The sequence below is a fragment of the Pseudomonas protegens CHA0 genome (genome assembly GCF_000397205.1).
Taxonomy (GTDB): Bacteria; Pseudomonadota; Gammaproteobacteria; order Pseudomonadales; family Pseudomonadaceae; genus Aquipseudomonas; species Aquipseudomonas protegens.
In genome coordinates, this window is record NC_021237.1 from 1060996 (window position 1) to 1087199 (window position 26204).

A 26204-nucleotide genomic window follows, 5' to 3' on the forward strand; every position below is an offset into this window, starting at 1 on the left:
GATCCTTTCAGCTAAGGTCGCGGTGGCGAACCTGGACGTTCTTCAGGGATTTTTGCAGGACCTGGCCCAGGCGCTCGGTCAGGTACACGGAGCGGTGGTGCCCGCCGGTGCAGCCGATGGCGATGGTCACATAGGCGCGGTTGCTGGCGGCAAAGCGTGGCAGCCATTTGAGCAGGTAGCTGGAGATGTCCTGGAACATTTCCTCGACATCGGGTTGCGCCGCCAGATACTCGGCCACGGGCGCATCCAGGCCTGATTGGGCGCGCAACTCGGGCTTCCAATACGGGTTGGGCAGGCAGCGCACGTCGAACACCAGGTCTGCATCTACCGGCATGCCGCGCTTGAAGCCGAAGGACTCCACCAGGAACGCGGTACCGGGTTCCGGCTGGTTCAACAGTCGTAGCTTGATGGTGTCGCGCAGCTGGTAAAGGTTCAGGTTGGTGGTGTTGACCTTGAGATCGGCCAGGTCGACGATCGGCCCCAGCAGTTGGGTTTCATCGTGGATGGCTTCGGCCAGGGAGCGGTTGGCGCTGCTCAGCGGGTGGCGCCGACGGGTCTCGGAGAAGCGCTTGAGCAGGGTCTCTTCGTCGGCATCCAGGTACAGCACATCGCACTGGATATGCCGGCTGCGCACTTCTTCCAGCAATTCGGGGAAGCGCGACAGATGACTGGGCAGGTTGCGGGCATCGATGGACACCGCCACCAGCGGTTGCGCCAGTTCGGTGTGGATCAACGCACGTTCAGCCAGTTCCGGCAGCAAGCCGGCTGGCAGGTTGTCGATGCAATAGTAGCCGTGGTCCTCGAGAACATCGAGGGCGGTGCTTTTACCTGAGCCGGAGCGGCCGCTAACGATGATCAAACGCATGATTACTGACCGTTTTGCTCGTCCAGAACGACCTGATACAAGGCTTCGTTGCTGGTGGCGCTGCGCAGCCGGTCACGGACTTCCTTGCGATCGAGCATGCTGGCGATCTGCCGGAGCAGTTCCAGGTGTGCATCGGTCGCGGCTTCCGGAACCAGCAGGACGAACAGCAGGTCGACCGGTGCGCCATCAATGGCGTCGAAATCGATCGGAGCGTCCAGGTGCATCAGCGCACTGATGGGCGACTCGCAGCCTTTGAGGCGGCAGTGGGGAATGGCGATGCCGTTGCCAAAACCGGTGGAACCGAGTTTTTCACGGGCAATCAGGCTCTCGAAGACATCCTGCATCTCCAGATCAGGCACTTCACGGCTGATCAGGTTGGCAATTTGTTCGAGGGCGCGTTTTTTACTGCCGCCCGGCACGTTCACCAGGGAACGGCCGGGGGTCAGGATGCTTTCAAGTCGGATCATGGGAGGGGAGTGTTAGCGACCCGTGCCTTGGAGAAGGTGGAGTTGCTTTTCCTTATGCTTTTTCAGTTGGCGGTCAAGCTTGTCCGTGAGCAGGTCGATTGCGGCATACATATCGTCATGTTCTGCGTTGGCAACGACCTCCCCACCGTGGATGTGCAGGGTGGCTTCGATTTTCTGCTTCAGCTTCTCGACAGCCATGGTGACCTGCACATTGGTAATCTTGTCGAAGTGCCTCTCCAGCCGGTCGAGTTTTTCGCCGATGTAGACGCGCAGGGGTTCAGTCACTTCGAGTTGGTGTCCACTGATGTTGACTTGCATACAGCTTCTCCTTCGTTGCCAGTGCATAACGCGGCAGGCTGGGTTGCCTGCCACCTAGACTACGTTTGAAAACGACACCAGGCCCTTTTCAAACACACTCTGAAACGCTGTGGCCAGCCCTGCGGCTACATCAACCGCTTACGTTCGCTGGAAGGCGCGATCCCAAGGGATTCGCGGTACTTGGCGACGGTACGACGGGCTACCTGAATGCCTTGTGCCTCCAGTAAACCAGCGATCTTGCTGTCACTCAACGGCTTTTTCTGATTTTCCGCGGCCACCAATTTTTTGATGATCGCGCGGATCGCCGTGGACGAGCATTCACCGCCTTCCGAAGTGCTGACGTGGCTGGAGAAAAAGTATTTCAGCTCATATATGCCCCGTGGGGTATGCATGAATTTTTGCGTGGTCACCCGGGAAATCGTCGATTCGTGCATGCCCACCGCCTCGGCGATATCGTGCAGAACCAGCGGCTTCATCGCTTCATCGCCATATTCGAGAAAGCCGCGCTGGTGCTCGACGATCTGGGTGGCGACCTTCATCAGGGTTTCATTGCGGCTTTGCAGGCTCTTGATGAACCAGCGGGCTTCCTGCAACTGGTTGCGCATGAAGGTGTTGTCGGCGCTGGTGTCGGCGCGGCGTACAAAACCGGCGTACTGGGCGTTGACCCGCAGGCGCGGCACGGATTCCTGGTTCAGTTCCACCAGCCAGCGTTCGTTGTCCTTGCGCACTATGACGTCCGGGACCACGTATTCGGCTTCGCTGGATTCGATCTGCGAACCGGGACGGGGGTTGAGGCTCTGCACCAGCTCGATGACCTGGCGCAACTCATCTTCCTTGAGCTTCATGCGCCGCATCAGCTGGCTGTAGTCGCGGCTGCCCAGGAGGTCGATGTAGTCACTGACCAGGCGCTGGGCCTCGCCCAGCCAGGGCGTTTTCGCCGGCAACTGGCGCAGTTGCAGCAACAGGCACTCGCCCAGGTTGCGGGCACCGATGCCCGCGGGTTCGAATTGCTGGATGCGGTGCAGGACGGCTTCTATCTCGTCCAGTTCGATGTCCAGTTCCGGATCGAAGGCTTCGAGGATCTCCTCGAGGGTTTCGTCCAGGTAGCCCTGATTGTTGATGCAGTCGATCAGGGTCACGGCAATCAGGCGGTCGGTGTCCGACATCGGCGCCAGGTTCAGTTGCCAGAGCAGGTGGCTCTGCAGGCTCTCGCCCGCGGAAGTGCGGGTGGTGAAGTCCCACTCGTCGTCATCGCTGCTGGGCAGGCTGCTGGCGCTGGTCTGGTAGACGTCTTCCCAGGCGGTGTCGACCGGCAGTTCGTTGGGGATGCGCTCGTTCCACTCACCGTCCTCGAGGCTGTCCACCGTGGGGGCGGTTTCCTGGTAGGAGGGCTCCTGGATCTCGGTATTGGGTTTGGACTCGGTGTTGTCGGCCAGGGGGTCGCTGTTGTCGAAGTCGTCGCCTTCTTCCTGGCGTTCGAGCATCGGGTTGGACTCCAGGGCTTCCTGGATTTCCTGTTGCAGGTCCAGGGTCGACAATTGGAGCAGGCGGATGGCCTGTTGCAGCTGCGGTGTCATCGTCAGCTGCTGGCCCATTCTAAGGACTAGCGATGGTTTCATGGCAGGGGCTTAACACCTTATTTGCCGGCGCACATGCGCCATCCACTACAGGGCGCCGGAGCGCCAAACATAAGCAAATTATATGCCTGAAACTGAAGTGTTTGCCTAGAGCGCTGTAACAATAAAGTTTGTAGGGTTTTATTGTTCCCGGCGCCCTGGCGTCCAGCCCAACACATCAGCCCTTACAGGCGGAACTCATGGCCCAGATAGACTTCCTTGACCAGTTCGTTGGCCAGGATGGTCTCGGAGTCGCCTTCGGCGATCAGTTGCCCGTCGTTGACGATGTAGGCGGTCTCGCAGATGTCCAGGGTTTCCCGGACGTTGTGGTCGGTGATCAGCACCCCGATGCCCTTGGCCTTGAGGTGGTGGATGATCTGCTTGATATCGCCCACCGAGATCGGGTCGACACCGGCGAAGGGTTCGTCCAGCAGGATGAACTTGGGCGCGGTGGCCAGGGCCCGGGCGATCTCCACGCGGCGCCGCTCACCACCGGACAGGCTCATGCCGAGGTTGTCGCGGATGTGGTTGATGTGGAATTCCTGCAGCAGGCTTTCCAGTTCCTGGCGACGGCCGGCCTTGTCGAGCTCCTTGCGGGTCTCGAGGATGGCCATGATGTTGTCGGCCACCGACAGCTTGCGAAAGATCGAGGCTTCCTGGGGCAGGTAGCCGATACCGGCGCGTGCGCGGCCGTGCATCGGTTGGTGGCTGACATCCAGGTCGTCGATCAGGACGCGGCCCTGATCGGCCTGGACCAGGCCGACGATCATGTAGAAGCAGGTGGTCTTGCCGGCGCCGTTGGGGCCGAGCAGGCCGACGATCTGACCGCTGTCGATGGACAGGCTGACATCACGCACGACCTGGCGGCTCTTGTAGCTCTTGGCCAGGTGCTGAGCTTTCAAAGTTGCCATTACTGGGCCTTTTGCTCGTCGGTTTTCTTTTTCGGCTGGATGACCATGTCGATCCGCGGACGCGGCGCGGTAACCGAGCTGCCATTGGCGCGACCGGCGTTGGCAACCTGCTTGACGGTGTCGTAGACGATCTTCTCGCCTTCGGTGGTATTACCGTCGTTGATGACCTTGGCCTTGTCGATCAGCACGATGCGGTTCTGCTGGGCATGGTACTGGATGGTCACGGCGTAGGCCTGGACCGGTTTCGGGTCGGTCTGCTTCTGCAGTTGCTCGAAGTAGGCGAGGTTGCCCACCGAGGTCACCACGTCGATTTCACCGGTCTTGGACCGGGTGATGGTCACGGTGTTACCGGTGATCTTCATCGAGCCCTGGGTGATGATGACATCGCCCTTGTAGGTGGCCACGCCGTTCTTGTCGTCCAGCTGGGCGTCGTCGGCCTGGATGCGGATCGGCTGTTGGCTATCGTTCGGCAGAGCCCAGGCGCTCACGCTTCCCAGTGCTGCGCCCAGACTGAGCAAAATAGGGAGGGTTTTAACGAGCCTCATACTGTCCTCTTACGTTCGATAGCAGGTTCATCCTGCCGTCTTTCAAATACGCTTTCATTCCCTTGGCCGTAGTCACGCCGCCGGCGCCGTCGATTCTAACGGCTTGCTCGGTCTGCGCATATTGCTTCTGCGGGAATACTGTCATGCGGGTCGTGGTGATCAGCAGGTTGCGGTTGTGCTCGTCGGTGCGGGAAACCCGTACCGAATCGATCAGCTCGACCTCGGTGCCGTCCGGGTTGACCTCGCCGCGTTCGCTCTGGACATGCCAGGGGAACGTGGTGCCACGGTACATCTGCAGGTCCGGCTTGGTCAGCAGGGTCACTTCGCTGGCCTTGACGTGCTCGACCTTGTCCGAGGTCATTTCGTACTGCAGTTTGCCGTCGGGCAGGTACTGCACGCTGCGGGCGTTGATCACGTAGTAGTCAATGGCGCTTTCGTCGACCTGGGCCACCGGCTTGTCGAGGAAGCGTTCCGGGCTGATGTTCCAGTAACCGACCGCTGCGAACAGCAGGGCGATGGTCCCGAAGATCAGGATGTTGCGAATCTTTTTGCTCAGCATGGGAAGGCTCTATAAGTAAGCGGCATTGGCTGCTTCAAGGCGGTCCTGGGCACGCAGGATCAGTTCGCAGAACTCGCGGGCGGCACCTTCGCCGCCGCGGGCCGCGGTGACGCCGTGGGCGTGTTCGCGGACAAACGCTGCGGCATTGGCCACCGCCATGCCCAGCCCCACGCGGCGGATCACCGGCAGGTCGGGCAAATCGTCGCCCAGATAGGCGACCTGTTCATAGCTTAGGCCCAGTTGGCCAAGAAGCTCGTCCAATACCACCAGCTTGTCTTCGCGGCCCTGGTACAGGTGGGGAATCCCCAGGTTCTTGGCCCGGCGCTCTACCACCGGGGTCTTGCGCCCGCTGATGATCGCCGTCTGTACGCCGGCTGCCATGAGCATCTTGATGCCCTGGCCGTCCAGGGTGTTGAAGGTCTTGAACTCGCTGCCGTCTTCGAGGAAGTACAGGCGCCCGTCAGTCAGCACGCCGTCGACATCGAATACCGCCAGCTTGATGTTTTTACCGCGTTGCAGCAGGTCGGCACTCATCACATCACTCCCGCGCGCAGCAGGTCGTGCATGTTCAAGGCGCCGATCGGCCGGTCTTCCTTGTCCACCACCACCAGGGCGCTGATCTTGTGGTCTTCCATGATTTTCAGGGCTTCGGCGGCCAGCATGTCGGCACGTGCGGTCTTGCCATGAGGGGTCATCACCGAATCGATGGTGGCATGGTGTATATCGATGGCCCGATCCAGGGTGCGACGCAGGTCGCCGTCGGTGAAGATCCCGGCCAGGCGGCCGTCGGCCTCCAGGATCACGGTCATGCCCAGGCCCTTGCGGGTCATTTCCATGAGCGCGTCCTTGAGCAGGGTGCCGCGTTGCACCTGGGGCAGATCGCTGCCTTCGTGCATGACGTTCTCCACCTTGAGCAGCAGGCGACGGCCCAGGGCACCACCCGGGTGGGAGAAGGCAAAGTCCTCGGCAGTGAAACCCCGGGCTTCCAGCAGCGCCACGGCCAGGGCGTCGCCCATGACCAGGGCGGCGGTGGTCGAGGAGGTCGGTGCCAGGTTCAGCGGGCAGGCTTCGTGCTCGACGTGGACGTTGAGGTTGACGTCAGCCGCCTTGGCCAGCGGCGACTCGGGGTTGCCGGTGAGGCTGATCAACTGGATGCCCAGACGCTTGATCAGGGGCAGCAGGGTGACGATTTCGTTGGTGGAGCCGGAGTTGGAGAGGGCCAGGATCACGTCATCGCGGGTAATCATGCCCATGTCGCCATGGCTGGCTTCGGCAGGATGGACGAAGAAGGCCGTGGTCCCGGTGCTGGCCAGGGTAGCGGCAATCTTGTTGCCGACGTGCCCGGACTTGCCCATGCCGACCACCACTACGCGGCCTTTGCTGGCCAGAATCATCTCGCAAGCGCGTACGAAATCTGCGTCGATATGGGGCAGCAAGCCTTCTACTGCCTGTAGTTCGAGGCGGATGGTGCGTTGTGCTGATTGAATCAGGTCGCTGGATTGGCTCATGTCTGAAATCGTATAGCCCGATGAAAAGGCGGCGATTATAGCGGTAATGAACAAATCCCTCACGCAAGTTCGTCAGGCTTTGTCTGCCGGGCGTGAGGAAAGCCTGGTTTTTGCCTGTCGTCGACCTGAACGGGGGTGGCGTCGGCCTTGGGGGCTCCGTATCAGCAGTGATATAGTTCGCCGCCAGTTCGGCCTGCCCAGGGGCATGTACTCCCGGCAGGGAGCCAAGCGTCCGAGTGATAGGCTGCATCGCAAGGAGTTTAGATGAGTGCCGATAACGCCTACGCGGTCGAGCTGAAGGGACTGTCCTTCAAGCGCGGTACGCGCAGCATTTTCAATAACGTGGATATCCGTATTCCGCGGGGCAAGGTCACCGGCATCATGGGGCCTTCCGGCTGTGGGAAGACCACCCTGTTGCGCTTGATGGGCATGCAGTTGCGGCCCAGCAGCGGCGAAGTGTGGGTCAATGGCCAGAATCTGCCGAGCCTTTCGCGCAGCGATCTGTTCGACGCGCGCAAGCAGATGGGCGTGCTGTTCCAGAGCGGCGCACTGTTCACCGACCTGGACGTGTTCGAGAACGTGGCCTTTCCGCTGCGGGTGCACACCCAACTGCCGGACGAAATGATTCGTGACATCGTCCTGCTCAAGTTACAGGCGGTGGGCTTGCGCGGCGCGGTCGACCTGATGCCCGACGAGCTGTCCGGCGGCATGAAGCGCCGGGTCGCCCTGGCCCGGGCGATTGCCCTGGATCCGCAGATCCTCATGTACGACGAGCCTTTCGTGGGCCAGGACCCCATTGCCATGGGCGTTCTGGTGCGCCTGATCCGGCTGCTCAACGATGCCCTGGGTATCACCAGCATCCTGGTTTCCCACGACCTGGCGGAAACCGCGAGCATTGCCGACTACCTATATGTAGTGGGCGATGGCCAGGTGTTGGGCCAGGGAACTCCCGAAGAGCTGATGGACTCCGATAATCCGCGTATCCGTCAGTTCATGAAGGGCGATCCCGACGGCCCGGTGCCGTTCCACTTTCCAGCGACGGACTACCGCGCAGATCTTCTGAGGAAGCGCTGATGCGCAAAATATCGCTAATCGAGAGGGTTCGCCTCTTCGGTCGCTCAGGCATCGATGTCCTGGCGGTACTGGGGCGTTCCACGCTGTTCCTGTTCCATGCGCTGCTGGGCCGCGGTGGCATAGGCGGCAGCTTTGGCCTGCTGGTCAAGCAACTGCACTCAGTGGGCGTGATGTCCCTAGTGATCATTGTCGTGTCCGGGATCTTCATCGGCATGGTGCTGGCGCTGCAGGGCTTCAATATCCTTTCCAGCTACGGTTCGGAGCAGGCGGTGGGGCAGATGGTGGCCCTGACCCTGTTGCGGGAGCTGGGGCCGGTAGTGACTGCGCTGCTGTTCGCCGGGCGTGCCGGTTCGGCGCTGACCGCGGAAATCGGCAACATGAAGTCCACCGAGCAGCTCTCCAGCCTGGAGATGATCGGTGTCGACCCGCTCAAGTACATCATTGCGCCGCGCCTGTGGGCCGGCTTCATTTCCCTGCCGTTGCTGGCGATGATTTTCAGCGTGGTGGGCATCTGGGGCGGTTCGTGGGTCGCTGTCGACTGGCTGGGAGTCTACGACGGCTCCTACTGGGCGAACATGCAGAACAGCGTGACCTTCAGTGGTGACGTGCTCAACGGTGTGATCAAAAGTATTGTTTTTGCGTTTGTAGTGACCTGGATCGCCGTTTTCCAAGGCTATGACTGTGAGCCCACTTCAGAGGGGATCAGCCGTGCCACTACCAAGACCGTGGTGTATGCCTCGTTGGCCGTACTCGGCTTGGACTTTATTCTGACCGCCTTGATGTTTGGAGATTTCTGATGCAAAACCGCACCCTGGAAATCGGTGTCGGCCTTTTCCTGCTGGCCGGCATCCTGGCTTTGCTGTTGCTTGCCCTGCGAGTCAGTGGCTTGTCTCCAACCGCGAGCACCGATACTTATAAACTTTACGCCTACTTCGACAATATCGCCGGTTTGACGGTCAGAGCCAAAGTGACCATGGCCGGCGTGACCATCGGCAAGGTCACGGCGATCGATCTGGACCGTGACAGCTTCACTGGCCGGGTAACGATGCAATTGGAAAAGCGCGTGGATAATCTGCCGACTGACTCCACTGCATCTATCCTGACTGCTGGCCTGTTGGGTGAAAAATACATCGGTATCAGCGTGGGCGGGGAAGAAGCCTTGCTCAAGGATGGTGGAACCATTCACGACACCCAGTCGTCGCTGGTGCTGGAGGACCTGATCGGTAAATTCCTGCTCAATACCGTTAGCAAAGACGCCAAATGAGGAGTTTTTCGATGATATCTATCTTGCGACGTGGCCTGTTGGTGCTGCTGGCGGCTCTGCCGTTGCTGGCCAACGCGGCAAGCACGCCTTCCGCGCATGATCTGGTGCAGGACACGACCACCCGTCTGCTCGCTGACCTGGCGGCCAATAAAGAGAAGTACAAGCAAAGCCCGAACGACTTCTACAATGCCTTGAACAGCATCGTCGGTCCTGTGGTGGATGCTGACGGCATTTCCCGCAGCATCATGACCGTCAAGTATTCGCGCAAGGCCACGCCGGAGCAGATGGTGCGCTTCCAGGAAAATTTCAAGCGCAGCCTGATGCAGTTCTATGGCAATGCCTTGCTGGAGTACAACAACCAGGGCATCACGGTTTCTCCGGCCAAGGATGAAAGCGGCACCCGCACCAGCGTCGATATGCAGGTCAAGGGCAACAACGGCGCGATCTACCCAGTGTCCTACACCCTGGAAAAGATCAACGGTGAGTGGAAAGTGCGTAACGTGATCATCAACGGCATCAATATCGGCAAGCTGTTCCGTGATCAGTTCGCCGACGCGATGCAGCGCAATGGCAACAACCTGGACAAGACCATCGACGGCTGGGCCGGTGAGGTGGCCAAGGCCAAGGAAGTGACCGAAGACGCTGCACAAAAGGCTGCGCAATGAGTGAATCGGCCGTGCGCCTCGGTGACGCCGGGGAACTGTTGATCAGCGGCGTGCTGGATTACCGCAGCGGCCCGGGCCTGCGCAAGCAGGGCCAGGCACTGATCAAGTCGAGCCAGGCACCGGCGCTGGTGCTCGATTGCTCGGCGGTGGAGAAGTCCTCCAGCGTCGGCCTCGCGCTGCTACTGGCCTTCATGCGTGATGGCCAGGCACTGGGCAAGGCGGTGAGCGTTCGTGCGCTGCCCGAGGACATGCGCGAGATCGCCGAGGTCTCCGGAGTCACCGAAATCTTCGCCCATCCCCAATAACCCACATCCCTATATAGAAGCCCCCCGTCAGAGTCCTGCTATGCGGGGTTCGCAGGCGCGGGGCTTTTTTGTATGATGTCCGACCCGCGCGCACAGGGCGCCGATTGAGGTTGAGCATGCAGGCCAACGAAGTGAAGAGCTTTCTTGAGGGAAAGCTGCCCGGAGCTCAGGTAGAAGTTGAGGGCGAAGGCTGCAACTTTCAGCTGAACGTGATTAGCGACGAACTGTCGGCCTTGAGCCCGGTGAAGCGTCAGCAGAGCATCTATGCCCATTTGAATCCATGGATTGCCGATGGCAGCATCCACGCGATCACCATGAAATTTTTCAGCCGCGCGGCCTGGGCCGAGCGCACCTGAGCCCAAGGGCGTCGAGACTGTTATGGATAAATTGATTATTACCGGCGGCGTTCGCCTTGATGGCGAGATCCGCATTTCCGGGGCCAAGAACTCCGCGCTGCCGATTCTGGCGGCAACCCTGCTGTGCGATGGCCCGGTCACCGTGGCCAACCTGCCGCACCTGCACGACATTACCACCATGATCGAGCTGTTCGGTCGCATGGGCATCGAGCCGGTGATCGACGAGAAGCTCAGCGTCGAAATCGACCCGCGTACCATCAAGACCCTGGTGGCACCCTACGAGCTGGTGAAAACCATGCGCGCCTCGATCCTGGTACTGGGCCCGATGGTTGCCCGTTTCGGCGAAGCCGAAGTGGCCCTGCCTGGCGGTTGCGCCATCGGCTCGCGTCCGGTAGACCTGCACATCCGCGGCCTGGAAGCCATGGGCGCGGTGATCGACGTCGAAGGCGGCTACATCAAGGCCAAGGCGCCTGAGGGTGGCCTGCGCGGCGCGAATTTCTTCTTCGATACCGTGAGCGTGACCGGTACCGAGAACATCATGATGGCTGCCGCCCTGGCCCGTGGCCGCAGCGTGCTGCAGAACGCCGCTCGCGAACCAGAAGTCGTGGACCTGGCGAACTTCCTGATCGCCATGGGCGCGAAGATTTCCGGCGCCGGCACCGACACCATCACCATCGATGGCGTCGAGCGTCTGCATTCGGCGATCTACAAGGTCATGCCCGACCGTATCGAAACCGGCACCTACCTGGTGGCTGCAGCCGTCACCGGCGGCCGCGTCAAGGTCAAGGACACCGATCCGACCATCCTTGAAGCCGTTCTGGAAAAGCTCAAGGAAGCCGGCGCTGAAGTCACCACCGGCAGCGACTGGATCGAACTCAACATGCACGGCAAGCGCCCCAAGGCGGTCAACGTGCGTACCGCTCCGTACCCGGCGTTCCCCACCGACATGCAGGCGCAGTTCATTTCCCTGAACGCGATTGCCGAAGGTACTGGCGCGGTGATCGAGACCATCTTCGAAAACCGCTTCATGCACGTCTATGAGCTGCACCGCATGGGCGCCAAGATCCAGGTCGAAGGCAACACCGCCATCGTTACCGGTACCGAAATCCTCAAGGGCGCGCCTGTCATGGCTACCGACCTGCGGGCTTCGGCCAGCCTGGTGATCTCGGCCCTGATGGCCGAAGGCGACACCCTGATCGATCGCATCTACCACATCGACCGTGGTTACGAGTGCATCGAAGAGAAGCTGCAGATGCTCGGCGCCAAGATCCGCCGCGTACCGGGCTAGTTGCATGACGGGCACAGGGAGGTGCCCACAGTCGAATCTGTTTCACGTCGAGCCTGTCTTCAGGCTCGACGCATGTCTGGCGCCGTTTGCGTCCGGGCATCAGTCGCCGCATAAGGACTTACGTTACTCATGTTGACCATCGCACTGTCCAAGGGCCGTATCCTCGACGACACGCTGCCGCTTCTGGCTGAAGCGGGCATCGTGCCAACCGAGAATCCGGACAAGAGCCGCAAACTGATCATCCCCACGACCCAGGACGATGTCCGCCTGCTGATCGTGCGTGCCACTGACGTGCCGACTTATGTCGAGCATGGCGCTGCCGACCTCGGGGTGGCCGGCAAGGACGTCCTGATGGAGTACACCGGCCAGGGCCTGTATGAGCCACTGGACCTGCAGATTGCCCAGTGCAAGCTGATGACTGCCGGTGCCATTGGCGCCGCAGAACCCAAGGGCCGCCTGCGCGTGGCCACCAAGTTCGTCAACGTAGCCAAGCGCTACTACGCCGAGCAGGGTCGTCAGGTGGACATCATCAAGCTCTACGGTTCCATGGAACTGGCGCCGCTGATCGGCCTGGCCGACAAGATCATCGACGTGGTCGACACTGGCAATACCCTGCGGGCCAACGGCCTGGAACCCCAGGAACTGATTGCTACCATCAGCTCCCGCCTGGTGGTCAACAAGGCATCGATGAAGATGCAGCACGCCCGTATCCAGGCGTTGATCGATACCCTGCGCAAGGCAGTGGAATCGCGACACCGCGGCTGATTCACATGCGTGGCCTTGAGCCGCGCCCATCTATCCGCGTCATAGCCAGAATACTCAGGTGCCCACGCGGATGGCTTGGTAGTCTTGGGGCGCCTGAGCTTTGCAAATCCAAGCTTGCCCTTTTGTGCATTCGCCAATCATTGAGGCCTTCGCTATGACCGCTCCGACTGCAATTCGCCGACTCAACGCTGCCGACCCGGATTTCGCCCGTCATCTGGATCATCTGCTGAGCTGGGAAAGTGTCTCTGACGATTCGGTCAATCAGCGGGTGCTGGACATCATCAAGGCCGTGCGCGAGCGCGGCGATGCGGCGCTGGTGGAGTTCACCCAGCGTTTTGACGGCTTGCAAGTGGCCTCCATGGCAGACCTGATCCTGCCGCGCGAGCGCCTGGAGCTGGCCCTGACCCGGATCACCGTGGCCCAGCGCGAAGCCCTGGAAAAGGCCGCGGCGCGGGTGCGCAGCTACCACGAGAAGCAGAAACAGGACTCCTGGACCTACACCGAGGCCGACGGCACGGTGCTGGGCCAGAAGGTCACGCCGCTGGACCGCGCCGGCCTGTACGTACCGGGGGGCAAGGCGTCCTACCCGTCGTCGGTGCTGATGAACGCGATTCCGGCCAAGGTGGCGGGCGTTACCGAGGTGGTGATGGTGGTGCCGACCCCGCGTGGCGAGGTCAACGAACTGGTACTGGCTGCCGCCTGCATCGCCGGGGTCGATCGGGTGTTCACCATCGGCGGCGCCCAGGCCGTGGCCGCGCTGGCCTACGGCACCGAAAGCGTGCCCCAGGTGGACAAGGTTGTCGGCCCGGGCAACATCTATGTGGCCACCGCCAAGCGCCATGTGTTCGGCCAGGTCGGCATCGACATGATCGCCGGCCCGTCGGAAATCCTGGTGGTCTGCGACGGCCAGACCGACCCGGACTGGATCGCCATGGACCTGTTCTCCCAGGCCGAGCACGACGAAGACGCCCAGGCGATCCTGGTCAGCCCGGATGCCGAGTTCCTGGATAAAGTCGCGGCAAGCATCGCCAAGCTGCTGCCAACCATGGAGCGCGCACAAATCATCAACACCTCGATCAACGGCCGTGGAGCCCTGATCAAGGTCCGCGACATGCAGCAAGCCATTGAAGTGGCCAACCGCATTGCCCCCGAGCACCTGGAGCTGTCCGTGGCCGACCCGCAAGCCTGGCTGCCGCAGATCCGCCACGCCGGGGCGATCTTTATGGGCCGCCACACCAGCGAAGCGCTGGGGGATTACTGCGCCGGGCCGAACCACGTGCTGCCGACTTCCGGCACCGCGCGTTTCTCGTCTCCGCTGGGGGTGTATGACTTCCAGAAACGTTCGTCGATCATCTTCTGCTCCGAGCAGGGCGCGTCCGAGCTGGGCCGCACCGCCTCGGTGCTGGCCCGTGGCGAGTCGCTGACCGCCCACGCCCGCAGCGCCGAATACCGCATCGTCGACGACCAAGATCAGGGGCAATGAACATGAGCAAATTCTGGAGTCCGTTCGTCAAGAACCTGGTGCCCTACGTGCCGGGCGAACAACCGAAGCTGACCAAGCTGGTCAAGCTCAACACCAATGAAAACCCCTATGGCCCGTCGCCCAGGGCCCTGGCGGCGATGCAGGCCGAACTCAACGATAACCTGCGCCTGTATCCGGACCCCAACGGTGACCTGCTCAAGCAGGCGGTGGCCAGTTACTACGGGGTGCAGGGTAACCAGGTGTTCCTCGGCAACGGTTCCGACGAAGTCCTGGCGCACATTTTCCATGGCCTGCTGCAGCAGGAAAAACCGCTGCTGTTCCCGGACATCAGCTACAGCTTCTACCCGGTGTATTGCGGCCTGTACGGCATCGAGCACGAAGCGGTGCCGCTGGACGAGCATTTCCAGATCCGCGTGGCCGACTACGCCAGGCCCAACGGCGGGATCATCTTCCCCAACCCGAATGCGCCCACCGGCTGCCTGTTGGCCCTGGATGCGGTGGAGCAGATCCTCAAGGCCAGCCCGGACTCCGTGGTGGTGGTGGATGAGGCCTACATCGACTTCGGCGGCCAGACCGCCATCAGCCTGGTGGATCGCTACCCGAACCTGCTGGTGACCCAGACCCTGTCCAAGTCGCGCTCCCTGGCCGGCTTGCGAGTGGGCCTGGCGGTAGGGCACCCGGATCTGATCGAGGCCCTGGAGCGGGTCAAGAACAGCTTCAACTCCTACCCGCTGGATCGCCTGGCGATCGTCGGAGCGGCTGCGGCCTTCGAGGACCGTGAGTACTTCGCCAAGACCTGCCAGCAAGTGATCGACAGTCGCGAATGGGTGGTGGCGCAGTTGCAGGCCAAGGGCTTCGAAGTGCTGCCGTCGGCGGCTAACTTCATCTTTGCCCGTCACCCGCGGCACGACGCAGCCGGCCTGGCGGCCAAGCTGCGCGAGCAAGGGGTGATAGTGCGCCACTTCAAGCAGCAGCGGATCGCTCAGTTCCTGCGGATCAGCATCGGCACACAGGAACAGAACCAGGCGCTGATCGACGGCCTGGGCGAGCTGTAGTCCAGGCGCCTGGCTTCCGAGGCGGCCGTACCTTTATTCGTGGTGCGGCTCGCCGAGGAAGGTCAGGGAGCTGAACAGGCCGCGTGAGGCCACATCCGGGTTGTCCTTGAGCGCTACCTCCAGCTCTGCGGCAATCACGTTCAAGCCTTCGTTCCTCACCAGCACTTGGGCACGTCCCTGGGCATCGGTCTCGGTGCTCAGGGTGCTCGGTGCATTGCGGTAATCGCCAATCAACTTCACCCCGGCCACGGGCTGCCCATCCAGCAGCACCCGCACCGGCAGGTTCTTGCCCGGGCCGACGGTCAGCGGGTCGACTTCCGGCAGGATCACCAGCTTGAGCTGTTCCAGCTTGGGCAGCTTCGCTCCCGGTTGATAGATCGCCAGGCTGTACTTGTAGGTGTGAGTCGAGGCGATGGCCCCCGGGACCTTGCTGCGACCCTGGTTGACCCAGCGCTTGTCCACGGTTTGCGACCAGGGGCCGTTGTCCAGTGCCACGGCCAGCACCGCCGGCGGCTTGAGCGGTTGCAGGCGTGCGTGGTCCGCCAGGCGTTGCACGGTCACCGGAATCATTCTGGCCGCGCCGTCATAGGCCCAGGCACCGCTGATCTTCTTGGCCTTGAAGGCGTCGTCTTCGGCGCCGTGGCCGTAGATCACTTCGATATTGCCGCGTCGTTGTTCGGTCCACAGGCCGTGGGCCGAGGCCTGGGTGGCGCCTAGTGTGGCGAGCAGGCCCAGCAGGGCGATGGATTTGAGGCTGTGCATGGCGGCTCTCTTCTACAGGTTGAGTGTGAGGCTGAGGGTGAAATTGCGCGGTTCGCCGGGATTGACCCAGTAGTTGCTGTAGGAGCGTTCGTAGTACTTCTCGTCGAACAGGTTGTTCAGGTTCAGGCCCAGGGTCAGGTTGTCGCTGGCCTTGTAGTGGGCCAGCAGGTCCAGGGTGCGGTAGGCGGGCAGCTCGAAGCGGCCTCCGGCCTCGCCCGAGCGGTCGCCGACATAGGTCAGGGCTGCGCCGATGTCCGAGCCCTTGAGCCGGCCGTCCTGGAATTCATAGACCCCCAGCAGGCTGGCGCTGTGCTTGGCCACGCCGAGAATGCGGCTGCCGGCGGGGATTGCCGGGTCGCCCTTGGTGACTTGCGCATCAATCAGCGCATAGGCGCCTATCACGCGCACCGCGTCGGTCAACTGGCCGCTGAACTGCAGGTCGAAGCCCTGGCTGCGGGCCTTGCCCATGGCGCGGCTGGCGTCGGTGCCGGGGTCCAGGGCCAGGACGTTTTCCTTGTCGATATGGAAGGCGGCGAGGGTGGCGCTCAAGCGCTGGTCGAACAGCTCGCTCTTGATCCCCACTTCATAGCCGACGCCTTCCTCGGGCTTGAAGGTCTTGCCGCCCGCATCCAGCCCATTGTTGGGCTTGAACGAGGTGGAGGCGTTGGCGAACAGCCCCACCTGCGGGGTCAGTTGGTAGAGCAGGCCGGCGCGCTGGGTCAGGGCATCGTGGTTCTGGCGGCTGCGCTTGCCGGTGGTGTGGTCGTCGATCTTTTGCTCGAAGTGTTCAAAGCGGGCGCCGACCATGCCTCGCAGGCGGTCAGTGAAGATGATCTGGTCCTGCAGGTTGAGGGCCTGGCTTTCGACATGCTCGAAAAAGTCCGTGCCAGAGCGTTTGCCGTTGGGCTTGGCCTGACCGTAGATCGGGTCGTAGATATCGATGGCATAGGCGCCGCCGGCAATGCTGGTGACCCGCTCGTTCTTGCGGTAGTTCTCGTATTCGCTGCCGATCAGCAGTTCATGCTGCCAACTGCCGAGGTCGAACAGGCCGCGCAGTTCCAGCTGGGTGATGCTGTCATGCCAGTTGTTGTCCCGCTCGCGGTAGCGCCGGTTGACCGTGTGCCGGTCGGCGTTCAGCGGTCGGGTTTCGGAGGCGAAGCCCCAGAGTTTGCCTTCCTTGTAGTGGCTGGCCAGACGCAGTTTCCAGCTGTCATTGAGGTGGTGTTCCAGGGTGGCCTGGAGCATGTTGTTGTGGTTGTCGATGTTGCCGTCATCGGGTTCGCCGAGGAAGGTCGAGCGGGAGACGCCGCTCCAGCGATTGTTCGGTGCCACGATGCCGCGGTCGAAGGTCGAGCTGTGGTGCACCCATTCGCTTTCCAGCAGCAGGCTGGTGTCCGGGTTCAACTGCCAGCTGAAGGAAGGCGCGACGAACACCCGGCGGCTGTCCACGTGGTCGCGAAAGCTGTGGTTGTCCTCCACGGCCAGGTTGACTCGGGACAGCAGGTTGCCCTGGGCATCCAGCGGGGTGTTGAGGTCCAGGGCGGTGCGGTAGCGGTCCCAGCTGCCAGCACTGGTCTGCAAGGTCGCGAAGGCTTCGGGCTGGGGTTTCTTGGTGACGATATTCACCGTGCCGCCGGGGTCGCCACGGCCGTAGAGGCTGGCGGCCGGCCCCTTGAGCACTTCGATGCGCTCGACAGTGGCGGCGTCCGGGGTACTGGGATAGCCGCGGTTGGCGCTGAAGCCGTCCTTGTAGAACTCCGAGGTGGTGAAGCCGCGCACGCTGTATTCATACAGGGTCAGCCCGCCGAAGTTGTTCTGCTTGGAAACCCCGCCGGCAAACTCCAGGGCGCGTTCGACGTTGTTGCTGCCCAGGTCCCTGAGCACGCTGGCGGGGATCACGCTGATGGATTGGGGAATGTCGCGGATCGCCGTATCGGTCTTCGTCGCGCTGGCCGAGCGTGTGGCCCGGTAGCCCTTGACCGGGCCCGTGGCGGATTCGTATTCGGTGCTGATACGGGTGGTTTCAAGTTCCAGCGGCTCAGGTTCTTTGGCCAGCAGCGGATCTGCCAGCAGGCCCAGGGTCAGGCCTGCCAAGGGGAGGATTCTTCGGGACGTCATGGGGCTGTTCCAATAGCGATATTGAAACAATATAACATGACTAATGAGAGTGTATGCTGTTAGCCCGGCATGGCCGGGCCCAGCTTCACTCTTCTTCTTTGACGGGCGCGGGCGGTGGTCGCAGGCCGATTTCTGCCGTCAGCTTGAGTTCCTTGCCGTTGCGCATGACCAGGATCGAGACTTTGTCCGTCGGTTTGATCCGCGCCACCTGGTTCATCGAACGCCGGCCGTCGCCGGCAGGTTCGCCATCGATACTGAGGATCACGTCACCCAGTTGCATCCCGGCTTTCTGCGCCGGGCCGTCGCGGAAGATCCCCGCCACCACGATTCCCGGGCGCCCGGCCAGGCCGAAGGACTCTGCCAGCTCCTGGGTCAAGGGTTGCACTTCGATCCCCAGCCAGCCGCGGATGACCTGGCCGTGCTCGATGATCGACTTCATCACTTCCATGGCCAGCTTGATCGGGATCGCAAAACCGATGCCCTGGGAGCCACCGGACTTGGAGAAGATCGCGGTGTTGATCCCGGTCAGGTTGCCGTTGGCGTCCACCAGGGCGCCACCGGAGTTGCCCGGGTTGATGGCGGCGTCGGTCTGGATGAAGTCTTCGTAGTTGTTCAGGCCCAGCTGGTTGCGCCCGGTGGCACTGATGATGCCCATGGTCACGGTCTGGCCGACCCCGAACGGGTTGCCGATGGCCAGCGCGACGTCGCCGACGCGGACGTTTTCCGAACGGCCGACGGTGATCGAAGGCAGGTTCTTCAAGTCGATCTTGAGCACCGCCAGGTCGGTTTCCGGATCGCTGCCGATCACCCGGGCGAGGGTCTCGCGGCCGTCCTTGAGGGCCACCACTATTTGCTCGGCACCGGAGGTCACATGGTTGTTGGTCAGCAGGTAGCCCTCGGGGCTCATGATCACCCCCGAGCCCAGGCTCGATTCCATGCGCTGCTGCTTGGGCAGGTTGTCGCCGAAGAAGCGCCGGAACTGCGGGTCTTCAAAGAGCGGGTGAGCCGGCTTGTTGATGACCTTGGTGGTGTACAGGTTGACCACCGCGGGCGCGGCGATCACCACGGCGTCGGCGTAGGACACCGGCCCCTGTTGCGTGCTGGTGGTTTGCGGGGCTTGCTGCAGATTGACGTCGAGGCTGGGCAGGCCCACCCATTGCGGGTAGCGCTGGATAATCAACAACGCGATAAGCACGCCGGCCAGTAGCGGCCAGCCAAAAAAACGCAGAGCCTTGAGCATTGAGCAAGTCCTGGGTGGTTACGAAGGGCTGCGCACGGCCCATAATGTCGCGCATTATACGAGGCCGCGCGTGCCTCTGAACGGGATATTTAGGAGTCTTTTATGGCCGTTGCCCTGAGCACACTGGTGGAAGAAGCGGACCGTTACCTGGGCAGTTCACGTATTGCCGATTACTGCCCCAATGGCCTGCAGGTCGAAGGGCGCCCGCAGGTGATGCGCATCGTCAGTGGCGTGACCGCTAGCCAGGCGTTGCTGGACGCTGCGGTGGAGGCCAAGGCCGACCTGGTGCTGGTGCATCACGGCTACTTCTGGAAGGGCGAGAACCCCTGCATCACCGGCATGAAGCAGCGTAGGCTGAAAACCCTGCTCAAGCACGACATCAGCCTGCTGGCCTATCACCTGCCCCTGGACCTGCACCCGGAAGTGGGCAACAACGTGCAACTGGCCCGTCAGCTGGACATCACCGTGGAAGGCCCCCTGGACCCGGAAAACCCCAAGGTCGTCGGCCTGGTGGGTTCCCTCAGCGAGCCGATGACCGCGCGGGACTTTGCCCGCCGGGTGCAAGAGGCAATGGGGCGAGAGCCGCTGCTGATCGAAGGCAGCGAGATGATCCGTCGGGTCGGCTGGTGCACCGGTGGCGGCCAGGGCTACATCGACCAGGCGGTGCAGGCCGGCGTCGACCTGTACCTCAGTGGCGAAGCCTCGGAGCAGACCTTCCACAGTGCCCGGGAAAACGACATCAGCTTCATTGCCGCCGGCCATCACGCCACCGAGCGTTATGGCGTCCAGGCCCTGGGTGACTACCTGGCCCGGCGCTTTGCCCTCGAACACCTGTTCATCGATTGCCCCAACCCCATCTGACCCCCGGCAGGAGCCGGCTTGCCGGTCAGCCCGAAGGTGCGCCCGAAAGCGCCTGTGCTGGCAAGCCAGCTCCCGCAGAGTGGCGCTTGGGGCCTAACGGAGCGGTATATTCATATACCGTTTCGTTCTAGTTGGCTCCCTGATTAGAAGCAGGTCGCTGTGCTAGCATGCCCCGCTCGAACACGGCCCGATGGCCGTCCATAAGAAAGCTTTCGTGAGTAGCCATGGTCGACAAACTGACGCATCTGAAACAGCTGGAGGCGGAAAGCATCCACATCATCCGCGAGGTGGCCGCCGAGTTCGACAACCCGGTGATGCTGTACTCCATCGGTAAAGACTCCGCCGTGATGTTGCATCTGGCTCGCAAGGCGTTCTTCCCCGGCAAGCTGCCGTTCCCGGTGATGCACGTCGATACCCAGTGGAAATTCCAGGAAATGTACAAGTTCCGCGACCGCATGGTCGAAGAGCTGGGCCTGGACCTGATCACCCACGTCAACCCGGATGGCGTGGCCCAGGGCATCAACCCTTTCACCCACGGCAGTGCCAAGCACACCGACATCATGAAGACCGAGGGCCTCAAGCAGGCTCTGGACAAACATGGTTTCGACGCCGCGTTCGGCGGTGCCCGCCGCGATGAAGAGAAGTCCCGCGCCAAGGAGCGCGTCTACTCGTTCCGCGACAGCAAGCACCGCTGGGACCCGAAGAACCAGCGCCCCGAGCTGTGGAACGTCTACAACGGCAAGGTCAACAAGGGCGAGTCGATCCGTGTGTTCCCGCTGTCCAACTGGACCGAGCTGGACATCTGGCAGTACATCTACCTCGAAGGCATCCCGATCGTGCCGCTGTACTTCGCCGCCGAGCGTGAAGTGATCGAGAAGAACGGCACCCTGATCATGATCGATGACGAGCGCATCCTCGAGCATCTGTCCGATGAAGAGAAAGCCCGCATCGTCAAAAAGAAAGTACGTTTCCGTACCCTTGGCTGCTACCCGTTGACGGGCGCGGTGGAGTCCGAGGCCGAGAGCCTGACGGACATCATCCAGGAAATGCTCCTGACGCGAACTTCCGAGCGCCAGGGCCGGGTCATCGACCACGATGGCGCCGGCTCAATGGAAGACAAGAAACGTCAAGGTTATTTCTAAGGGGCTGTCATGTCGCATCAATCTGATTTGATCAGCGAGGACATCCTCGCGTACCTGGGCCAGCACGAACGCAAGGAGCTGCTGCGCTTTTTGACCTGTGGTAACGTCGACGACGGCAAGAGCACCCTGATCGGGCGCCTGCTGCACGACTCGAAGATGATCTACGAAGACCATCTGGAAGCCATCACCCGGGACTCGAAGAAGGTCGGCACCACCGGTGACGACATCGACCTGGCGTTGCTGGTCGACGGCCTGCAGGCCGAGCGTGAGCAGGGCATCACCATCGATGTCGCCTACCGCTATTTCTCCACCGCCAAGCGCAAGTTCATCATCGCCGACACCCCCGGCCATGAGCAGTACACCCGCAACATGGCCACCGGTGCATCCACCTGTGACCTGGCGATCATCCTGGTGGACGCCCGCTACGGCGTGCAGACCCAGACCCGTCGCCACAGCTTCATCGCCTCCCTGCTGGGCATCAAGCACATCGTCGTGGCCATCAACAAGATGGACCTCAAGGACTTCGATGAAGGCGTGTTCGAATCGATCAAGGCCGACTACCTGAAGTTCGCCAAGGGCCTGAAGCTGCAGCCCACCAGCCTGCACTTCGTGCCGATGTCAGCGCTCAAGGGCGACAACGTGGTGAACAAGAGCGAGCGCTCGCCCTGGTACACCGGCCAGTCGCTGATGGAAATCCTCGAGACCGTGGAGGTGGCCGGCGACCGCAACTTCACCGACCTGCGTTTCCCGGTGCAGTACGTCAACCGTCCGAACCTGAACTTCCGTGGTTTTGCCGGCACCCTGGCCAGCGGCATCGTGCACAAGGGCGACGAGATCGTCGTGTTGCCGTCGGGCAAGAGCAGCCGGGTCAAGTCCATCGTCACCTTCGAAGGTGAACTGGAACAGGCCGGCCCGGGCCAGGCCGTGACCCTGACCATGGAAGATGAAATCGATATCTCCCGCGGCGACCTGCTGGTGCATGCCGACAACGTGCCGCCGGTCACCGACAGCTTCGAAGCCATGCTGGTATGGATGGCCGAAGAGCCGATGCTGCCGGGCAAGAAGTACGACATCAAGCGCGCCACCAGCTATGTGCCGGGCTCGATTGCCAGCATCCATCACAAGGTCGATGTGAACACCCTGGAAGAGGGCGCGGCCAGCGCGCTGCAACTGAACGAGATCGGCAAGGTCAAGATCAGCCTCGACGCGCCGATTGCCCTGGATGGTTACGAAAGCAATCGCACCACCGGTGCTTTCATCGTCATCGACCGCTTGACCAACGGCACCGTCGGCGCCGGCATGATCATCGCCCAGCCGGTGGCCCATGGCAGCGTCACCCAACACGGCAAGCTGGCTCATGTAGCCACCGAAGAGCGTGCCCAGCGTTTCGGCCAGCAACCGGCTACCGTGCTGTTCAGCGGCCTGTCGGGTGCGGGCAAGAGCACCCTGGCCTACGCGGTCGAGCGCAAGCTGTTCGACATGGGGCGCGCGGTGTATGTGCTCGATGGCCAGAACCTGCGGCATGACCTGAACAAGGGCCTGCCCCAGGACCGTGCCGGGCGGACCGAGAACTGGCGCCGTGCGGCCCACGTCGCCCGTCAGTTCAACGAAGCCGGCCTGCTGACCCTGGCCGCGTTCGTGGCACCGAGTGCCGAAGGGCGCGAGCAGGCCAAGGACCTGATCGGCAAGGAGCGTCTGCTGACGGTGTATGTCCAGGCATCGCCTGCGGTGTGCGCCGAGCGTGATCCGCAAGGCCTGTACGCGGCCGGCGGGGATAACATCCCGGGCGAGTCCTTCCCTTATGACGTGCCGCTGAATGCCGATCTGGTGATCGACACCCAGTCGCTGTCGCTGGAAGAAAGCGTCAAGCAGGTGCTGGACCTGTTGCGCGGCCGCGGCGCGATCTAAGCCATAGCAAAAAGCCCGCAGCCGAGTGATCGGCTGCGGGCTTTTTTGTGCGCTTCAGATAGCGTTCGCCGGTAAGTAGGGTGCAGGACCGCAGGAGCTGGCTTGCCAGCGAAAAGGCCCTCAGGGTCTTGCCGGATACTCCCGATGCAGCGTTTCGAGCAGCGCATCCTTGTCCAGCCACTGCTGGTTGATCCAGCCCTGGAATTCCTGGCGATAGGCCGTGTCCTGCTCGTAGTTCTTGCCAAGGAACTGCGCCGGGATCTGCACCTCTTCGAAACGCACCACCACATCCTTGACCCTGCCGCACAGCAGGTCCCAGAAACCGGGGCGGCCCGCTGGGTAGTGGATGGTCACATCGATGATCGACTGCAGTTGCTCGCCCATGGCATCCAGGACAAAGGCGATGCCGCCGGCCTTGGGCTTGAGCAGGTAGCGGAACGGCGATTGTTGCTGGGCGTGCTTGGCGTCGGTAAAGCGCGTGCCCTCGACGAAGTTGAAGATGCCCACCGGGTTGTTGCGAAACTTCGCACAGGTCTTGCGCGTGGTTTCCAGGTCCTTGCCTTTCTTTTCCGGGTGCTTCTCCAGGTACGCCTTGGAGTAGCGCTTCATGAACGGAAAGCCCAGGGCCCACCAGGCCAGGCCAATCACCGGCACCCAGATCAGCTCCTGCTTGAGGAAGAACTTCAGGGGGCGGATACGCCGGTTGAGCACGTACTGCAGGACCATGATGTCGACCCAGCTCTGGTGGTTGCTGGTGACCAGGTAGGAGTGCTGGTAATCCAGGCCTTCCAGGCCCTGCACGTGCCAACGGGTACGGCATACCAACTGCATCCAGGCCTTGTTGTTGCTGATCCAGGCTTCGTGGGTGTGGTTCATCAGCCACAGGCTCAAGCGCTGGGTGAGGGCGAAGGGCAGGGCCTTGACCAACGCCACGCAGAACAGGAACGAGCACAGCAGGATGGTGTTCAGCGCCAACAGGAGCGAGGCGATGATTCCGCGCACCACGGCAGGTAGGAATTCCAGCATTTAGACATCCATAGGTCGGTTGGCGGCTTGAATCGCGGTAAGGGCGATGGTGTAGACGATGTCGTCCACCTGGGCGCCCCGGGGCAGGTCGTTCACCGGTTTGCGCAGGCCTTGCAGCATCGGCCCCAGGCTCACGCAATCGGCGCTGCGTTGCACCGCCTTGTGGGTGGTGTTGCCGGTGTTGAGGTCAGGGAACACGAAGACCGTGGCCTTGCCCGCGACCTGGCTGTTGGGGGCCAGTTGCCGGGCGACGTTTTCGTTGGCCGCGGCGTCGTATTGCAACGGCCCGTCGATCAGCAGCGAACGCTGGGCTTCGTGAGCCAGCAGGGTGGCTTCGCGAACTTTCTCCACTTCCTCGCCGCTGGCCGAGTCGCCGCTGGAGTAGCTGATCATCGCCACGCGCGGGGTGATACCGAAGGCGGCTGCCGAGTCGGCGCTCTGCAGGGCGATTTCCGCCAGCTCGCTGGCGCTGGGGTGCGGGTTCATCACGCAGTCGCCATACACCAGCACTTCCTCGGGGAACAGCATGAAGAACACCGAGGACACCAGGCTGCAGCCCGGCGCGGTCTTGATCAACTGCAGGGCCGGGCGGATGGTGTTGGCAGTGGAGTGGATGACCCCGGAAACCAGGCCATCGACTTCATCCAGGGCCAGCATCACCGTGCCGATCACCACCGGATCTTCCAGCTGCTGCTCGGCCATGGGAGCGTTGAGGCTCTTGCTCTTGCGCAGGGCCACCATGGGCTCTACATAGCGTTGGCGAATCAGGTCCGGGTCGAGAATCTCCAGGCCTTCGGGCAGTTCGATGCCCTGGGCCCGGGCCACCGCGTGCACGTCCTCGGGCTTGGCCAGCAGCACGCAGCGGGCGATGCCTCGGGCCTGGCAGATGGCGGCGGCCTGCACGGTCAGCGGCTCGCTGCCTTCGGGCAGGACGATACGCTTGTTGGCCTGCTGGGCGCGCTGGATCAACTGGTAGCGGAACACCGCAGGTGACAGGCGCATTTCCCGTGGGGTGCCGCAGCGCTGGTGCAGCCAGTTGGCGTCCAGGTGACTGGCGACGAAGTCGGTGATGATTTCCGCGCGCTCGCGGTCATCGATGGGAATTTCCTTGTTCAGGCCATTGAGCTGGTTGGCGGTGTCGTAGGACCCGGTGCTCACCGAAAGCACTGGCAGGCCGGCGTTCAGGGCGCCCCGGCAGAGCTCCATGATCCGCGGGTCGGGCAGGGTGTCGCTGGTCAGCAGCAGGCCGGCCAGGGGCACGCCGTTGATGGCCGCCAGGCTCACGGCGAGGATGATGTCGTCACGGTCGCCCGGGGTCACCACCAGCACGCCGGGCTTGAGCAGTTCCACGGTGTTGCGCATGGTGCGGGCGCAAATGATGATCTTGGTCATGCGCCGGCTTTCGTAGTCGCCGGCGTTGAGCACCTGGGCGCCCATCAGGTCGGCCACGTCCCGGGTACGCGGGGCATTGAGCTCCGGCTGGAAGGGGATGCACCCCAGCAGGCGGAAGTCGCCGCTGCGCAGCAAGGGCGAATGTTCCTTCAAGCGCGCGGAAAACGCCTCCATGCTTTCGTCGGTGCGCACCTTGTTGAGGATCACCCCCAGTACTTTCGGGTCCCGCGGGCCGCCGAACAGCTGCGCTTGCAACTCGACCCGGCCGGACAGCTCGGTGAGCACTTCGTTTTCCGGGGCGGATACCAGGATCACCTCGGCATCCAGGCTTTTTGCCAGGTGCAGGTTGACCCGGGCGGCGTAGCTGGCGCTGCGGGTCGGCACCATGCCTTCGACGATCAATACATCCTTGCCGATGGCCGCCTGCTGGTAGAGGGTGATGATTTCTTCCAGCAACTCATCCAGCTGGCCGTCGCCGAGCATCCGCTCCACATGGGCCAGGCCCAGGGGTTGTGGCGGTTTCAGGCCATGGGTGCGCGCCACCAGTTCGGTGGAACGCTCGGGGCCGGTGTCACCGGGGTGAGGTTGGGCTATGGGTTTGAAGAAGCCGACCTTGAGGCCAGCCCGTTCCAGCGTACGCACCAGCCCGAGGCTGATGGAGGTCAGACCCACTCCAAAATCGGTGGGCGCGATGAAAAAAGTTTGCATGCG

The 26204-nt window shown here is 62.2% G+C and carries 27 protein-coding genes; 13 read left to right on the forward strand and 14 right to left on the reverse strand.

All coding sequences use genetic code 11. The annotated features are described in order from the left end of the window. Positions 1-7: 7 nt before the first annotated feature. The 9 genes from rapZ to PFLCHA0_RS04685 form a co-directional block, all read right to left on the reverse strand. Positions 8-865, reverse strand: a complete 858-nt coding sequence (rapZ, locus tag PFLCHA0_RS04645) for an RNase adapter RapZ (protein WP_011059266.1) — start codon at positions 863-865, stop codon at positions 8-10. A gap of 2 nt (positions 866-867) precedes the next feature. Next, complete coding sequence (gene ptsN, locus PFLCHA0_RS04650) at positions 868-1332, reverse strand: PTS IIA-like nitrogen regulatory protein PtsN (RefSeq protein WP_011059267.1); 465 nt, start codon at positions 1330-1332, stop codon at positions 868-870. Between the two features lie 12 nt (positions 1333-1344). Next, positions 1345-1650 carry a ribosome hibernation-promoting factor, HPF/YfiA family gene (gene hpf, locus PFLCHA0_RS04655; RefSeq protein WP_011059268.1) on the reverse strand — a complete coding sequence of 102 codons (306 nt, stop codon included), beginning with the start codon at positions 1648-1650 and terminating at the stop codon, positions 1345-1347. Between the two features lie 125 nt (positions 1651-1775). Continuing rightward, on the reverse strand, positions 1776-3269 hold the full coding sequence (locus PFLCHA0_RS04660) for an RNA polymerase factor sigma-54 (protein ID WP_015634162.1): 1494 nt from the start codon (positions 3267-3269) through the stop codon (positions 1776-1778). A gap of 182 nt (positions 3270-3451) precedes the next feature. Beyond that, positions 3452-4177, reverse strand: coding sequence for an LPS export ABC transporter ATP-binding protein (lptB, locus tag PFLCHA0_RS04665; RefSeq protein ID WP_011059270.1), 726 nt, complete (start codon positions 4175-4177; stop codon positions 3452-3454). Next, positions 4177-4722 carry a lipopolysaccharide transport periplasmic protein LptA gene (gene lptA / locus PFLCHA0_RS04670; protein ID WP_011059271.1) on the reverse strand — a complete coding sequence of 182 codons (546 nt, stop codon included), beginning with the start codon at positions 4720-4722 and terminating at the stop codon, positions 4177-4179. Before lptA ends, lptB begins: the two co-directional genes overlap by 1 nt. Beyond that, a complete protein-coding gene (gene lptC / locus PFLCHA0_RS04675; protein ID WP_011059272.1) occupies positions 4709-5281 on the reverse strand; it encodes an LPS export ABC transporter periplasmic protein LptC in 573 nt (190 codons plus the stop codon). The genes lptA and lptC overlap by 14 nt, the downstream gene beginning before the upstream one ends. A gap of 9 nt (positions 5282-5290) precedes the next feature. Continuing rightward, complete coding sequence (locus tag PFLCHA0_RS04680) at positions 5291-5815, reverse strand: KdsC family phosphatase (RefSeq protein WP_015634163.1); 525 nt, start codon at positions 5813-5815, stop codon at positions 5291-5293. Further along, complete coding sequence (locus PFLCHA0_RS04685) at positions 5815-6789, reverse strand: KpsF/GutQ family sugar-phosphate isomerase (RefSeq protein WP_011059274.1); 975 nt, start codon at positions 6787-6789, stop codon at positions 5815-5817. Before PFLCHA0_RS04685 ends, PFLCHA0_RS04680 begins: the two co-directional genes overlap by 1 nt. 264 nt (positions 6790-7053) lie before the next feature. On the opposite strand from PFLCHA0_RS04685, the gene PFLCHA0_RS04690 reads away from it, so the two are divergent. The 10 genes from PFLCHA0_RS04690 (at position 7054) to hisC (ending at position 15044) form a co-directional block, all read left to right on the forward strand. Further along, positions 7054-7863: an ATP-binding cassette domain-containing protein gene (locus PFLCHA0_RS04690; protein ID WP_015634164.1), complete on the forward strand. Its 810-nt coding sequence runs from the start codon at positions 7054-7056 to the stop codon at positions 7861-7863. Further along, positions 7863-8660, forward strand: coding sequence for a lipid asymmetry maintenance ABC transporter permease subunit MlaE (gene mlaE / locus PFLCHA0_RS04695; protein WP_011059276.1), 798 nt, complete (start codon positions 7863-7865; stop codon positions 8658-8660). The genes PFLCHA0_RS04690 and mlaE overlap by 1 nt, the downstream gene beginning before the upstream one ends. Next, positions 8660-9127, forward strand: coding sequence for an outer membrane lipid asymmetry maintenance protein MlaD (mlaD, locus tag PFLCHA0_RS04700; protein ID WP_011059277.1), 468 nt, complete (start codon positions 8660-8662; stop codon positions 9125-9127). The genes mlaE and mlaD overlap by 1 nt, the downstream gene beginning before the upstream one ends. An 11-nt stretch (positions 9128-9138) precedes the next feature. Beyond that, positions 9139-9792: an MlaC/ttg2D family ABC transporter substrate-binding protein gene (locus PFLCHA0_RS04705; protein WP_015634165.1), complete on the forward strand. Its 654-nt coding sequence runs from the start codon at positions 9139-9141 to the stop codon at positions 9790-9792. Then, positions 9789-10097 (forward strand): STAS domain-containing protein, encoded by a 309-nt coding sequence (locus tag PFLCHA0_RS04710; protein WP_011059279.1) that lies wholly within the window; start codon positions 9789-9791, stop codon positions 10095-10097. The genes PFLCHA0_RS04705 and PFLCHA0_RS04710 overlap by 4 nt, the downstream gene beginning before the upstream one ends. Before the next feature lie 116 nt (positions 10098-10213). After that, on the forward strand, positions 10214-10453 hold the full coding sequence (locus tag PFLCHA0_RS04715; RefSeq protein ID WP_011059280.1) for a BolA family protein: 240 nt from the start codon (positions 10214-10216) through the stop codon (positions 10451-10453). A 22-nt stretch (positions 10454-10475) separates the two neighbouring features. After that, the gene (murA, locus tag PFLCHA0_RS04720) at positions 10476-11741 is read left to right on the forward strand and encodes a UDP-N-acetylglucosamine 1-carboxyvinyltransferase (protein WP_011059281.1); all 1266 of its coding nucleotides are present in this window, start codon (positions 10476-10478) and stop codon (positions 11739-11741) included. A 129-nt stretch (positions 11742-11870) separates the two neighbouring features. After that, complete coding sequence (gene hisG / locus PFLCHA0_RS04725) at positions 11871-12506, forward strand: ATP phosphoribosyltransferase (protein WP_011059282.1); 636 nt, start codon at positions 11871-11873, stop codon at positions 12504-12506. A gap of 154 nt (positions 12507-12660) precedes the next feature. Next, positions 12661-13989 carry a histidinol dehydrogenase gene (hisD, locus tag PFLCHA0_RS04730; RefSeq protein WP_015634167.1) on the forward strand — a complete coding sequence of 443 codons (1329 nt, stop codon included), beginning with the start codon at positions 12661-12663 and terminating at the stop codon, positions 13987-13989. A 2-nt stretch (positions 13990-13991) separates the two neighbouring features. Next, entirely contained in the window at positions 13992-15044 is a 1053-nt protein-coding gene (hisC, locus tag PFLCHA0_RS04735; protein ID WP_015634168.1) for a histidinol-phosphate transaminase, read from the forward strand. A gap of 33 nt (positions 15045-15077) precedes the next feature. Here the strand turns inward: hisC and PFLCHA0_RS04740 are convergent, their stop codons facing one another. The 3 genes from PFLCHA0_RS04740 to algW form a co-directional block, all read right to left on the reverse strand. Then, positions 15078-15806 carry a DUF4198 domain-containing protein gene (locus tag PFLCHA0_RS04740; RefSeq protein WP_015634169.1) on the reverse strand — a complete coding sequence of 243 codons (729 nt, stop codon included), beginning with the start codon at positions 15804-15806 and terminating at the stop codon, positions 15078-15080. A gap of 12 nt (positions 15807-15818) precedes the next feature. Beyond that, entirely contained in the window at positions 15819-17924 is a 2106-nt protein-coding gene (locus PFLCHA0_RS04745) for a TonB-dependent siderophore receptor (protein ID WP_015634170.1), read from the reverse strand. 85 nt (positions 17925-18009) lie between these two features. Next, positions 18010-19164 carry a Do family serine endopeptidase AlgW gene (gene algW, locus PFLCHA0_RS04750; RefSeq protein WP_011059287.1) on the reverse strand — a complete coding sequence of 385 codons (1155 nt, stop codon included), beginning with the start codon at positions 19162-19164 and terminating at the stop codon, positions 18010-18012. A gap of 102 nt (positions 19165-19266) precedes the next feature. Here algW and PFLCHA0_RS04755 point away from each other — a divergent pair, with 102 nt between their 5' ends. From PFLCHA0_RS04755 to cysN, 3 genes are all read left to right on the forward strand, one after another. Continuing rightward, on the forward strand, positions 19267-20025 hold the full coding sequence (locus PFLCHA0_RS04755) for a Nif3-like dinuclear metal center hexameric protein (RefSeq protein ID WP_011059288.1): 759 nt from the start codon (positions 19267-19269) through the stop codon (positions 20023-20025). A 224-nt stretch (positions 20026-20249) separates the two neighbouring features. Further along, positions 20250-21167 carry a sulfate adenylyltransferase subunit CysD gene (gene cysD / locus PFLCHA0_RS04760; protein ID WP_011059289.1) on the forward strand — a complete coding sequence of 306 codons (918 nt, stop codon included), beginning with the start codon at positions 20250-20252 and terminating at the stop codon, positions 21165-21167. A 9-nt stretch (positions 21168-21176) separates the two neighbouring features. Further along, positions 21177-23075 (forward strand): sulfate adenylyltransferase subunit CysN, encoded by a 1899-nt coding sequence (cysN, locus tag PFLCHA0_RS04765; RefSeq protein ID WP_015634171.1) that lies wholly within the window; start codon positions 21177-21179, stop codon positions 23073-23075. Positions 23076-23195: 120 nt separating this feature from the next. Here the strand turns inward: cysN and PFLCHA0_RS04770 are convergent, their stop codons facing one another. Together PFLCHA0_RS04770 and pta are read right to left on the reverse strand one after the other, a co-directional pair. Further along, complete coding sequence (locus tag PFLCHA0_RS04770; RefSeq protein ID WP_015634172.1) at positions 23196-24101, reverse strand: acyltransferase; 906 nt, start codon at positions 24099-24101, stop codon at positions 23196-23198. Next, positions 24102-26201, reverse strand: coding sequence for a phosphate acetyltransferase (gene pta / locus PFLCHA0_RS04775; RefSeq protein ID WP_019096051.1), 2100 nt, complete (start codon positions 26199-26201; stop codon positions 24102-24104). Between the last annotated feature and the right edge of the window lie 3 nt (positions 26202-26204).